Annotated in this window: 14 protein-coding genes; 3 read left to right on the forward strand and 11 right to left on the reverse strand. The window is 69.1% G+C overall.

Annotation, left to right across the window (positions count from 1 at the left end; all coding sequences use genetic code 11):
* Positions 1 to 31: 31 nt before the first annotated feature.
* The 3 genes from EX20_RS05355 to EX20_RS05365 form a co-directional block, all read right to left on the reverse strand.
* Entirely contained in the window at positions 32 to 559 is a 528-nt protein-coding gene (locus EX20_RS05355) for a hypothetical protein (RefSeq protein ID WP_034192865.1), read from the reverse strand.
* The gene (locus tag EX20_RS05360) at positions 501 to 3,179 is read right to left on the reverse strand and encodes an ABC transporter transmembrane domain-containing protein (RefSeq protein WP_051974390.1); all 2,679 of its coding nucleotides are present in this window, start codon (positions 3,177 to 3,179) and stop codon (positions 501 to 503) included. Before EX20_RS05360 ends, EX20_RS05355 begins: the two co-directional genes overlap by 59 nt.
* Before the next feature lie 164 nt (positions 3,180 to 3,343).
* Positions 3,344 to 4,186 (reverse strand): BON domain-containing protein, encoded by an 843-nt coding sequence (locus EX20_RS05365; protein WP_034192867.1) that lies wholly within the window; start codon positions 4,184 to 4,186, stop codon positions 3,344 to 3,346.
* A gap of 139 nt (positions 4,187 to 4,325) precedes the next feature.
* Between EX20_RS05365 and EX20_RS05370 the strand changes: the two genes are divergently transcribed.
* On the forward strand, positions 4,326 to 4,688 hold the full coding sequence (locus EX20_RS05370) for a hypothetical protein (protein ID WP_139164675.1): 363 nt from the start codon (positions 4,326 to 4,328) through the stop codon (positions 4,686 to 4,688).
* Here EX20_RS05370 and EX20_RS05375 read toward each other — a convergent pair.
* Complete coding sequence (locus EX20_RS05375) at positions 4,685 to 5,032, reverse strand: hypothetical protein (protein WP_034192869.1); 348 nt, start codon at positions 5,030 to 5,032, stop codon at positions 4,685 to 4,687. The two genes, EX20_RS05370 and EX20_RS05375, sit on opposite strands and share 4 nt — an antisense overlap.
* Positions 5,033 to 5,288: 256 nt before the next feature.
* On the opposite strand from EX20_RS05375, the gene EX20_RS05380 reads away from it, so the two are divergent.
* Positions 5,289 to 6,878: a hybrid sensor histidine kinase/response regulator gene (locus EX20_RS05380; protein ID WP_034192870.1), complete on the forward strand. Its 1,590-nt coding sequence runs from the start codon at positions 5,289 to 5,291 to the stop codon at positions 6,876 to 6,878.
* A 4-nt stretch (positions 6,879 to 6,882) separates the two neighbouring features.
* Here EX20_RS05380 and EX20_RS05385 read toward each other — a convergent pair whose 3' ends face one another.
* The 7 genes from EX20_RS05385 to EX20_RS33145 all read right to left on the reverse strand — a co-directional run bounded on the left by EX20_RS05385 (position 6,883) and on the right by EX20_RS33145 (position 11,148).
* Positions 6,883 to 7,215 (reverse strand): four-helix bundle copper-binding protein, encoded by a 333-nt coding sequence (locus EX20_RS05385; protein WP_034192871.1) that lies wholly within the window; start codon positions 7,213 to 7,215, stop codon positions 6,883 to 6,885.
* A gap of 29 nt (positions 7,216 to 7,244) precedes the next feature.
* Entirely contained in the window at positions 7,245 to 8,450 is a 1,206-nt protein-coding gene (locus EX20_RS05390) for a zinc-dependent alcohol dehydrogenase (RefSeq protein WP_034192872.1), read from the reverse strand.
* Between the two features lie 215 nt (positions 8,451 to 8,665).
* The gene (locus EX20_RS05395; protein WP_014725654.1) at positions 8,666 to 8,911 is read right to left on the reverse strand and encodes a hypothetical protein; all 246 of its coding nucleotides are present in this window, start codon (positions 8,909 to 8,911) and stop codon (positions 8,666 to 8,668) included.
* A gap of 194 nt (positions 8,912 to 9,105) precedes the next feature.
* Positions 9,106 to 9,375, reverse strand: coding sequence for a YkvA family protein (locus EX20_RS05400; protein ID WP_014725653.1), 270 nt, complete (start codon positions 9,373 to 9,375; stop codon positions 9,106 to 9,108).
* A gap of 49 nt (positions 9,376 to 9,424) precedes the next feature.
* A complete protein-coding gene (locus EX20_RS05405; RefSeq protein WP_156126941.1) occupies positions 9,425 to 9,652 on the reverse strand; it encodes a hypothetical protein in 228 nt (75 codons plus the stop codon).
* 167 nt (positions 9,653 to 9,819) lie between these two features.
* Complete coding sequence (locus tag EX20_RS05410; RefSeq protein ID WP_139164673.1) at positions 9,820 to 10,368, reverse strand: H-NS histone family protein; 549 nt, start codon at positions 10,366 to 10,368, stop codon at positions 9,820 to 9,822.
* A 96-nt stretch (positions 10,369 to 10,464) separates the two neighbouring features.
* Positions 10,465 to 11,148 carry a YadA-like family protein gene (locus tag EX20_RS33145; protein ID WP_014725650.1) on the reverse strand — a complete coding sequence of 228 codons (684 nt, stop codon included), beginning with the start codon at positions 11,146 to 11,148 and terminating at the stop codon, positions 10,465 to 10,467.
* Between EX20_RS33145 and EX20_RS33150 the strand changes: the two genes are divergently transcribed.
* Positions 11,147 to 11,898 (forward strand): hypothetical protein (locus EX20_RS33150; RefSeq protein ID WP_269321564.1); only part of this gene is annotated, 752 nt, incomplete at its 3' end. The two genes, EX20_RS33145 and EX20_RS33150, sit on opposite strands and share 2 nt — an antisense overlap.

Raw genomic sequence — 11,898 nt, forward strand, 5'->3', positions numbered from 1 at the left:
CGGCTGTAAAAACCGGCCCGCAGGCGCGCGCTCAGATCGCGAGCGCGTCCGGCGTGGCCTGCGCGCGATGCTTCGCGACCGCGCGCAGGCAATGCGCGATGCAGCCGGCGAAGGCTTCGTCGAACCAGGGCTGCGCGCCCGACACGCCCACCACGATGCCGTGCTGCGCGACCGCGCCCCACAGGTTCGTGTCGCCCGCGCGCAGCCGGTACGGCTCGAGCGCCTGCACGACGTGGCCGTCGCGGCCGGTTTCCCACGACAGCCGCGCCTTCGCGCGGGCGTATGCGCGGTAGTCGGCATCCCAGTCCTTCGGATCGGGCAGCGAGAACTCATACAGGATCGCGTCTTCGAACGCCGCGTCGCGCGGGCCGATCGCCGGGTCCATGATGACGATGTGCAGACAGCCGCTGTCGCCGACGAAGTCGCTCTGCAACGCCGCCGACAAGGTCGGCAGCAACAGCTCGACGGCCGCGACCGCGGCCTGACGGTCGGCGAACGCGCTACCGCCGCGCTGCTGCGTCGGCGTTTCGGGAGTCGTCGGGTTCAGAAGGTTCGGCATGTATCTCTCCAGTGGAAGTTGCGAGCGCGCGCAGCGTCGCGATCAGGTCGGCCGCTGCCGCGGGCTTGGTCAGGTAAGCATGGAATCCCGCTTCCACCGCACGCGTGCGGTCGCGCTCGCGCGCGTGGCCGGACAGCGCGAGCGCTTCGAGCGGCGCGCGTCCGTCGCGCGGGCGCTCGGCGTCGAGCTGGCGCACGCGGCTCATCACCGCGTAGCCGTCGTCTTCGTCGTCGCCGAGGTCGATGTCGCAGACGAGCAGTGCCGGCCACTCCGCGCGCCGCGTGCGCCACAGATCGTCGAGCAGCGCCTGTCCGGACGCGAACGCGTGCACGTCGGCGCCGGCCGTCTGCAGCAGCGCGGTGAGCGCCTCGCGCGCCTCGTCGTGATCGTCGACGCATGCGACGCGCAGCCCGTCGAGCGGCTTCGCGCCCGCGGGCTGCGCGTCGGTCGAGGCCGGCGCGACCGCGCTCATCGGCAGCGACAGGTGCAGCGTCAGGCCGTTGTCGTCGCGTTCGCGCACGACGTAGCCGCCCGCCTCCTCGATCGCCGTCTGCAGCGGGTCGAGATCGACCAGCGACAGCTCCGGCGCATCGACGCCCGCGCACGTGATCGTGATGCGCGCGTCCGGGTCGTGACGCGCGGTGCGCACCTCGAGCTGGCCGCCGCCGCTCGCGTCGATGCCGGCGCGGCACATTTCCCAGACGAAACGCCGCAGCGCGGCCGCATCGGCCTTGACGACGAGATCCTCGTCCGCCAACTGGCGAAACACCGGCACCGCGCGCTGCGCGGCCGCGTCGGCGAGCGCATCGAGCACCTGCGCGACCAGCGGGTTGATGCGCACCGGCAGCCGCGCGAACTTCGCTTCGGTGCGCTCGAGCTCGCGCTGCTTCGCCTGCAACGCCCACATCTGCGCATAGACGCCGCCGCTCGCGAGCAGCTCGTCGTGCGTGCCCTGCTCCACGAGGCGGCCGTGCTCCATCACGAGAATCCGGTCGGCATCGACGACCGTCGACAGCCGGTGCGCGATGATGAGGCTCGTGCGGTGCTGCGCGACGCGCATCAGCTCCTGCTGGATCGCGCGCTCCGATCGCGTGTCGAGCGCCGACGTCGCCTCGTCGAACACGACGATCGGCGGCGCCTTCAGCAGTGCGCGCGCGATCGCGACGCGCTGCCGCTCGCCGCCCGACAAGCGCACGCCGCGCTCGCCGACCCGCGTGTCGTACGCGTCGGGCAGCCGCTCGATGAACGCGTCGAGCTGCGCGCTGCGCGCGGCCGCGATGATTTCCGCGCGGGTCGCGTCGCGCTTGCCGTAGCCGATGTTGTACGCGAGCGTGTCGTTGAACAGGATGGTGTCCTGCGGCACGATGCCGAGCGCGTCGCGCAGGCTGCGCTCGGTGACGAGGCGCAGATCCTGGCCGTCGATGCGGATGATCCCGGCGTCGGGCTGGTAGAGCCGGAACAGCAGCCGCGCGAGCGTCGACTTTCCCGAGCCGCTGCCGCCGACCACCGCGACCGACTGGCCGGGCTCGATCCGGAACGACACGTCCCACAAAATCTGCCGGCTCGGCTCGTAGCCGAAGTCGACGTGCTCGAACTCGATCGCGCCGCCGCGCACCACGAGCGGTTGCGCGCCCGGCGCGTCGCCGTCCTCGCCCGGCTTGCCGCGCGCGTCCAGCAGCCCGAACAGCCGCTCGATGTTGGTCAATGCGTCGTTCGCCTCGCGGAATACGAAGCCGAGCGCGTTCAGCGGCAGGCTGATCTGGATGATGTACGCGTTGATCAGCACGAGATCGCCGACGGTCATCGTGCCGCGCGCGACGTGCTGGCCGGCGAGCAGCATCACCGCCGCGATGCCGGCGCCGATGCAGGCGCTCTGGCCGATATGCAGCGTCGACAGCGCGTACTGGTTGTCGACGCCGGCGTCGCGCCACGCGTCGAGCACGCGCTCGAGGCGGCTGCGCTCGACGTCCTCGCGCGCGAAGTACTTCACCGTATCGACGTTCAGCAGGCTGTCGACCACGCGCGAATTCGATTCGGCTTCCAGCGCATTCACGCGGCGCTGATAACGCATCCGCCGCCGCGTCAGCGCGATCGTGTACCCCGCGTAGACCGCGAACGTGACGAGGATGATCGCGGTGAAGCCGCCGCCATATTTGCTGATCACGATTACCAGCACCGAGCCGATCTCGATCGCGGTCGGCACGACGGTGAACACTGCGACGCCGAGCAGATAGCCGATCCCGGCCGTGCCCTTCTCGAGGTCGCGCACCACCGCGCCGGTTTCGCGCTGCGCATGAAAGCGCGCGCCGAGCCGATGCAGGTGGCCGAAGGTGCGGGTCGTGAACGACGCGACGGTGTGCTGCGTGACCTGCACGAACGTCATGTCGCGCACTTCGTTCAGGGCGTTCGCGGCGAAGCGCACGACCGCGTATGCGAACAGCAGCCACACCGGCAGCGCCATCGGCTGGCGCGCGGCGCCGGCGAAGCCGTCGATGATCTCCTTGAGCAGCAGCGGCACCGAGATGGCCGCCGCCTTCGCGAGCACGAGCAGCGCGACCGCAGCGAGCACGCGCGCGCGGTACTGCCAGATCGCGCGCCACAGCTCCAGTGCGATGCGCATGCGCAGGCCACGCTCGCGGCGGTCGCGGCCGGCTTCGCGCGCGCCGGCGCCGCGCGTGTCACGATCGTCGCCCGTGCCCCGAAGCAGGTCGTCGGTCCCGTTGTTCCCGTTGGTCATGCGTACGATGTCGGTGTCCTTGGTCTATCGGTCGCGCGCATCGCTCGTCAATGGCGCGGCTCGCGGTCGGCGCCGTTTTCGTCGCGGCGGGCGGACCCGGACTCCGGCTCGGGCTCGCGCGTGTTCGGGTTCGGCCGGGTCGGCGTGACCGTGCGTTGCGACGGACGCAGCACCGTGCCCGTGTCGTGTTCGCCGTCGCGACGCACGCGCACGCGGTTCTCGACGTCGCGCACGCCCATGCAGTCGTCGGAGAGATCCTCGATGTCGTGCTTCATCCAGCGCGTCGGCACCGTGCCCTCGAGCACGACGCAGCCGTCGCGGACCTCCACGCTGACGTCGCTCACGTCGATCTCGAGCGCGCGCGCCAGCCGCTCGCATACGTCCTCGCGAATGCGCTCGTCGGAACGCGTGTAGCCCTTCGGGCCGGTGCGAGCGCGCATCGCGCCGCCGCCGAAACGCGACAGGTCCGGCGCTTCGCCGGGCCGGTCGTCGCGCGGGTCGCGTGCGTCGTAGCCACGTTCGCCGCGGTAGCCGCCGGTACGCCATTGCGGTTCTCCGCCGCGCTCGCCGCCCGTGCGTTGCGGGTCGCGACGACGTTCGCCGTAGCCGCGGCCCGGCTCGCGCGCGCCGGCAGGCGCATCGCGCCAGCCGGCGCTGCGTTCTTCGGCCGGCGAACGCGCGGCGCGCTCGCTCCACTCGCTGCCCCAGTCCTCCGGGCCGACGTCCTCGCTCCTGAACCGGTGGTATGCCGATTCGTACGCTTCTTCCGGCCACGGCGACGGCTCGTCGGTGATCCCGCGCCCCACGCCCCGGTACGCGCGTTCGTCGCGCTCCTGCCAGTCGGACGAGCGACTACGGCCGCCCTGCCCTCCGGGATATCGTCGTTGCATGGTGTCTCTCCTGGTTCGCGCCCGTTGCACGCACGGCCCGATGCCGCATCGCGGCGCGCGTCGATGCAAGGGTTGCAAGCTGCGTGCCGCATTGGTTGCGGCTGCGGGCAGCGGGGGCCCTTGCGGGGACGGGATCGACGTGGTTCTGGCGGTTGTCGGCGTGTTCGGCGTGTTCGGCGTGTTCGGCGTGTTCGGCGTGTTCGGCGTGTTCGGCCTTCTCGGCGTTCTCGGCGTTCTCGGCGTCCTTGCGGTTCTTGCGGTTCTTGCGGTTCTCAGCGTGCTCGAATGCCCGAGTCCCCGCGGTCGCGCCAGTGGTCCCGGCGAAACAGCCGGCGACACGCCATTCAGATACGGCCGCGCCAACCATCCCGGCATCGAGCGGTACCCGACCACCGCCACCTACCCCACCGGCCGCCCGTCACCGGGAGCCCCTACCCAGCCCGCCCTATCTGCAACGCGATTGCAGTTTTTTCGCATCCACCGCTCGAAAGCCGCCCCCTAGACCGACCCGGCATCCGGATCGTCGGTATTGCCCGGTTCGCTCAGCCGCTCGGTGTGATCCGGTTCGATGTCCGCATCTTCGTCGAGCCCCGCGTCGCCGTCTGCGGACGCGCGCTCGCCCGTGCCCGCACGGTCCGTGTCGCTGTCGAGCGCCGCGTCGCCGCGCTCGAGCGCGTGCTGGTCGAGCGGCGAATCGACGTCGAACGCGTGACGCCGCGCGCCGACCGTGTCGCTGCCGCTGTCCGACGAGTCGCTCGGCCCGAGCGCCCGCCCATCGCGGCCGCGCCGCTCGTTGTCCTCGTCCGGGCCGATCGGCTCGTTGTCGAGGTCCAGTGTGCTGTTCATGTCGATGCCCTCTCGTAACGGTGAAGCGCCGCCGAAGGCCGCCGTACGGGCCGCAGCGGGCAGATGGCAGCGCTGCGCAATCGGCATGCCGGGCCGGTCGCTCGCAGGGGGCACGCGTGATGCGCACCCATTCATCAGGGGAATTGAGTACCCTTATGGTTTCGACCGGGTCCATTCGATTCCAACAATTGCCGCAGCGGCGCACCCGGCGTCGGCCGGCCGCCGCTCGCGCGAGCCTCTTTCATTAGCCGTTCCGATGACACAAGACGACGCCATTTCCGACCCGCATCCGCCACTCGGCCCCGCCGATGCACGCGATCTCCTGCACCGCTTCGCCGAATTCCGGTTCGAGACGGTCGTCGGCGCGATCACCGACTACGCCGTATTCATGCTCGACCCGCAAGGCAACGTCGCCACGTGGAATCAGGGCGCCGAGCGCATCAAGGGCTATCTGCCGGCCGAGATCCTCGGCCATCATTTTTCGCGCTTCTACCCGCCCGAAGCAATCGCGGCCGGCCGGCCCGCGTTCGGGCTGCAGGAAGCGGTCGCGCACGGCGGCTTCGAGGACGAAGGCTGGCGCGTGCGCAAGGACGGCTCGCGGTTCTGGGCCAGCGTGACCATCACCGCGGTGCGCGGGCCGGGCGGCCAACTGGTCGGCTTCATCAAGATCACGCGCGACATGACCGAGCGCAAGCGGCTCGCGGAACTCGAAGCGTCGACGCATCGGCTCAGCGTGTTCATCGCGATGCTCGCGCACGAGCTGCGCAACCATCTCGCGCCGCTGCGCCATTCGGTCGGCGTGCTGCAGAGCCTGCGCGAGCCGGCGCCCGCGCTCGCGCAGTGCCGCGACGCGGTGCATCGCCAGGTCGGACAGCTGACGCGGCTCGTCGACGATCTGCTCGACGTCGGCCGCATCACCGCCGGCAAGCTCGAGCTCGACACGGCGCCGGTGACGATCCGCGATCTCGTGTGCCGCGGTGTGGAGAGCGTCCAGCCGAAACTGGCGGCGCGCGAGCAGCACCTGCGCGTCGACGTACCCGACGCGCCGCTCGTCGTGCGCGGCGATGCGGCGCGGCTCGTGCAGGTGCTGCACAACCTGCTCGACAACGCGTCGAAGTTTTCGCCGTACGGCAGCCAGATCGGCATCGGCGCGCGCATGGAGGACGGCGCCGCCGTGATTCGCGTCAGCGACCGCGGCATCGGCATCGCGCCCGGCGCGCTCGAGTCGATCTTCGACCTGTTCGACCAGGGCAACGCGACCGGCACGCTCGCATCGGACGGCTTCGGCCTCGGCCTCGCGATCTGCCGGTCGTTCGTCGAACTGCACGGCGGCGCCATTTCGGCGGAAAGCGCCGGCCCCGGCCAGGGCGCGACGTTCGTCGTGCGGCTGCCGGCCGAGCCCGCCGACCAAGCGGCCGCGCTCGAAGCGTCAGGCGCGCGCAGCGTCGCGCCGCCCGCTGCCGAGCCGCTGCGCATCGTCGTCGTCGACGACAACCGCGACTCTGCCGATACGCTCGCCGTGCTGCTCGAAGTGAAAGGCCACGCGCCGCGCGTCGCGTACAACGCCGACGACGCGCTCGCGCTCGCGCGCGAGTTCGCACCGCAGCTGATGCTCGTCGACCTGTCGATGCCCGACGTCGACGGCTTCACGCTGCTGCGCGAACTGCGCGCGATGGATGCGCTGGCCGGCACGACCTGCGTCGCGCTGTCCGGCCATGCGCGGCCGACCGATCGTGCGCGCACCGCGAGCGAGGGCTTCGACGATCACCTCGTGAAGCCCGTCGAAATGGCGGTGCTCGACGCGCTGCTGGAGCGCGTCGCCCGCAACGCTCAGGCGAACCGCTGAACCCTCACGCCATCGCGCGGCACATCGCCGCGCAGGCTTCGCAGGCCTGCGCGCAGCGCCGGCAGTGCTCGTGCGCATGGCGGCCGCATTCGGCCGCGCACGCGTCGCACGCCTGCGCGCACAACGCGCACACTTGCGGCGCGAGCGTGCTGCGCCGTGCCATCGCCCCCGACGCGACGCGGCACAACTGCGCGCATTCGATGTCGAGCGCGATGCAACGGGCCAGCGGGTTCGTGTCGGATTCGGCGAGGCATCCGGCCGCACACGTGTCGCATGCGCGCGCGCATGCGTCGCACGCGGCGATGCAGTTGTCATAGGAAGCGCTCGTTTCGTTCATCGCAGTACTCCTCGTGATGGTTGCATCGGTCAGGGCGTCAGCTTCACTTTCATCCAGCCGGGCTCGCGCACGTCGAACGCCCGATACGCGTCGATCGCGTTGGTCAGCGGCTCGCGGTGCGTGAGCACCGCGGCCGGGTCGAACGCGCCGCTGCGCACCAGCTCGATCAGATGCGGCGTGATGGTCCGGTGGTTGCAGTTGCCCATCTTGATCGTCAGGTTGCGGTTCATCGCCTCGCCGATCGGAAACACGCGCGCCTGCGGCGGATACACGCCGATCACCGACACCGTGCCGGCTTTCGCGACCGCGCGCACGGCCCATTGCAGCACCTGCGACGGCCCGTCGCCCGGCACCCAGTTGCGGCCGTCCGGCTTGCGGCGCGGTGCGACCGCGTCGACTTCCGCGTCGAAGGCGCGCGCCGCGTCCGCATCGGCCGCCGCGGGCCCATGCGTGGCGCGCATCGCGTCGACGCCGACCGCATCGATCGCGCCGTCCACGCCGATCCCGCCGGTGAGCCGCAGCACCGCGTCGACCGGATCCTCTTCGGCGAAGTCGATCGTCTCCGCGCCCTGTGCGCACGCCATGTCGAGCCGCGACGCGATACGGTCGATCGCGAACACGCGGCCCGCGCCCATCAGCTTCGCGCTCGCGATCGCGAACTGGCCGACCGGCCCCGCACCGAACACCGCCACCGTATCGCCCGGCTTGATCTCCGCGAGCTGGGCGCCGAAGTAGCCGGTCGGGAAGATGTCGGACATCAGGATCGCGCGGTCGTCGTCGATCGAATCGGGCAGACGGATCAGGCTCGCATTCGCAAGCGGCGTGCGCGCGTATTCCGCCTGCAGTCCATCGAATGCGCCGGTGTCGGCCGGACCGCCAAAGAACGCGGTGCCCGCACGCGGGCCGCCCGGATTCGCGACGTCGCATTGCGCGGTGTAGCCCGCGCGGCAATACGCGCAGCTGCCGCATGCGACGGTCGACGGGATCAGCACGCGGTCGCCGCGTTTCAGATTGCGCACGTCGCGTCCGACCGCCTCGACGATGCCGACGCCCTCATGGCCCAGAATCGTGCCCGGCTTCATGCCGCCGAGCGTGCCGCGCACCATGTGCAGATCGGTGCCGCAGATCGCGCTGGCCGTCAGCCGCACGACCGCGTCGGTCGGCTGCGCGAGTTGCGGGTCGGGCACCATATCGACGCGGATATCGCCGATGCCGTGAAATACCACTGCTTTCATGTCAGGCCCTCCTTGTCGAAAGTGGGAACGGTCCGGGGACCGTCGCACTGTTCGAGCAAGGCGCGCGCCCGTTGCGCGTCGGGGGCAACGCAGTGGAGTGATGCAGGTGAAACGTCGATCGCGAAGGACCGATTCAGCGGTCTATCGGCGGCACCGTGGTGGTGCCCGGCGCCGCGCGTGCGCCCTGGCGCCGGCAATCTGGCGGGCGCGGCGGTTCAGGCCGTGCCGCGGTCGTGACGCGGATACCGGTGTTCCACGCTATGAGGCGTTTCGTCGGTGACGGGCTTGAGCGCGAAGCGACGTTCGGGCAACGTCTTTTCCGTATGGAACGCCTCGGGATACTCGACACGCAAGCGCTTGATGACGTCGTCGAGGAACATGCCGCCCTGACGCTTCGCTTCCTGTAGTTCCTTACGCGCCGATGCAGGCAGAAAGAACCCACACCCGATGTCCTTCTTCATGTCACGCCCCTTGCTGGTTCTTGCGATTTCCGTTGGAACGGTGGCAGCACGTCGGCACTTCGCTGCGACGTCGGCCACACGTAGCGAAGCCCTTGAAATCCACGTGTGGCATTCAAGGGCTTCTGGGTCGATCGTCGCCTCGCTTACGGGATCGACTTGAAAATCAGTGTACTGCGCGGTGTCGCGCGCAACTGTCAAGCATCTTCAGGATGGGGCCGCGCCGACGTGCGACGCATCGACACAGGCAGCCCGAGGACGAGCATGTGGAGCGCCAACGGCACCAGCACGCCGTCGTCGACGAAACCCAGCACGGGCATCGCGAAGTTGAACGGCTCGAATGCGTACAGCGCGACGACCGCCAGCGCGGGAATCAGCCACACCGGACGATCCGGGTGAGCGAGCGCGCCGTACAACACGCGCAGATCGTGTCGCGCAGTTTTCCAGAGCAGCAGCAGGCGCTTCATCGTGCGATTCTCCGTTATCGAGCCGGTATCTTGACCGTTGCGCGCGCATTCACTTCCGCGGCGCGAAGTGAGCCGGCTGCGTCGCGTAGATGATCTTCAGCGCGACGTATTGTGCAACGGCGATCGCCAGCACCGCCGCGATCAACGCGACGATCTTGCGACGCCGGCTATGCCCGCCCGCAGGTCGAGCCGCGACATCTGCTTCCGGGCGCGAGTAGCTCAACGCCCGCAAGTCGCCGATTCCCTTGCTGCTGTCGTGCATCGCCTTCATCGGCATCATCCGCTCTCGATTCATGTCGTTCGTCCATGCGAATTCATCGGATGCGATGCGTCCGATCGACGAGGGCGACGGCGCCGTCCCGACCGTCGGTGGTGAATCGTGCCAAGAAGCGCGATCCGGCGCTCGTGCTCATCGACGACCGATACGTCGAGGTCCGCATCGGTTCAGCACGTCTCTACGCTTTCTTCCAGCAGGAATTCGCTGAGGTCCTTGCCGACCAGCCACGCCGGCCGGCGTCCTTTCCCGCACCAGGTTTTTCCCGACACCGGGTCGAGATATTTGGGCGGCGGTCTTTTCATGACGGCCGCATTCCGCTTCGACAGCGCAGCATGACTGCTGCGTATCGGTAACGCCCTTCGCAGATCGTCGAGCGTGATGTGATAGGTCAACATCGTCTCCACGATATTCGCAATGACGTCGTCGATTTCGCGGTCTCGCGCCGCGGCCAACCGATGCAGGAGTTCCCGCTGCTGTCGGACCAGGTCACAATACTTTTCCATCTCAACGTTTTCACCGCTCGGAACAAAACAATCTTCCCGGCGAATCGCGCCGGACATATTGGTATGGATAGCGAACGGCCGGCGGCGGCCGCCTTTGAATCGGGCCAGCTCGCGCGAACGTGATGCGCCCGCGAGCCGTGCCACCCATGTGCAGCGCCCCGACACATCGATGCAAATGAATCGATGGTCGGGACGCCTGTTAGCTTTGGCCACTAATCACCGGTCGTCGGCTTTCGCGCTATACCGGTTGTCGTGGATGGAGTGCCCCCGGGCGAGGCCGCGCAGCTTCGCCCGGGGATCACTCACGCGTTACCACTGATACGACACACCGCCTCCGTAGGTGTTGCTGCCGCCGCCGATCCCGACGCCGAGCTTGGCTTTCAGGCTATCGGTGAACCGCACCGAGACGCCGATCGCCCCCGCCGAGTACCCTTGGTAGCTACCGGCACCCACGCCGACCGCGATCGTCTTGCCGGGATCGACCTCCGGGATCATGGTCAGCGCTGTCGCCGCGGCAATGCCCGAATACGCACGGTGCGCGACGTCGTTGATGCCCGACTGGACACGCCAGAGCTGGTTCATGTTCACCGCATCGGTCCCGTTGACCCCCGGCGCCACGTTCGTCAAGCGACGTTCGTTGCCCTGTGAGCCGAACGAAACGGTGTTCGGCTCGGACGCCACCGATCCCGTGCCGATGGCGACCGAGTTCACGCCGACCGCGGTACTGCCCTGGCCGACGGCGGTCGTATTGGCACCCGACGCCGTCGAGCCTTGGCCCAATGCCGTCGAGTTGGCGCCCGTCGCCGCCGCTGCCTGACCGTCCGCCTTCGAGTTGACACCCGACGCGATCGCGCCTTGGCCTTCGGCGGTCGAGTTGTCCCCGGACGCCGTTGCGCCGTTCCCGAGCGCAGTCGAGTTCACGCCGGAAGCCGTTGCACCCTGGCCGACCGCCGTCGAGTTCGGCGCTGCGGACGCACCGGTGCCGATGGCCATGCTGCCGTCGGTCGTCTGCGTCTTGATCGCCGTCAGCGGTGCGACCGCCGTCGACAGCGAGGTCAGGGTCGCGTTCGTCGTCGACAAACCGGTCGACAACGACGTGACGGCGCTGTTCGTCGTGCTCAACCCCGTGGACGTGGACGTCGACAGCGACGTGATCGCGCTCGCGGTCGACGACAGGCCGGTCGACGTCGAGGTCGACAGCGATGCGACGGCGCTGTTGGTCGTGCTCAAGCCGGTCGACAGCGAACCGACGCTCGTCGAGGTCGACGTGGACAGCGACGCGATGGAGCTGGTCGCCGTCGACAGGCCCGTCGACGTGGAGGTCGACAACTGCGTCAGGCTGCTGTTGGTCGTGCTCAGGCCCGTCGACAACGAACCGACGCTGGAGGCCGTGGAGGTCGACAGCGACGAGATCGAGCTGTTCGTCGTGGAGAAACCGGACGACGTCGACGTAGACAACGATGCCAGGTTGCTGTTGGTCGAGCTCAAGCTCGTCGACAGCGACGTGATGCCGCTGGTCGCGGTGGTCAGGCCGGTGGACAGCGAGCTGATGCCGGTCGAGGTCGAGGTCGACAGCGACGTGATCGAGCTCGTTGCCGACGACAGGCCGGTCGAAGTCGACGTCGACAGCGACGCTACCGTGCTATCGGTCGAGCTGAGACCCGTCGACAGTGACGTGATCGAGCTGGTCGCCGACGAGAGGCCCGTTGACGTCGACGTCGACAGCGATGCCACCGTGCTGTC

It is taken from the genome of Burkholderia sp. WP42, assembly GCF_000745665.1.
Lineage (GTDB): Bacteria > Pseudomonadota > Gammaproteobacteria > Burkholderiales > Burkholderiaceae > Burkholderia > Burkholderia vietnamiensis.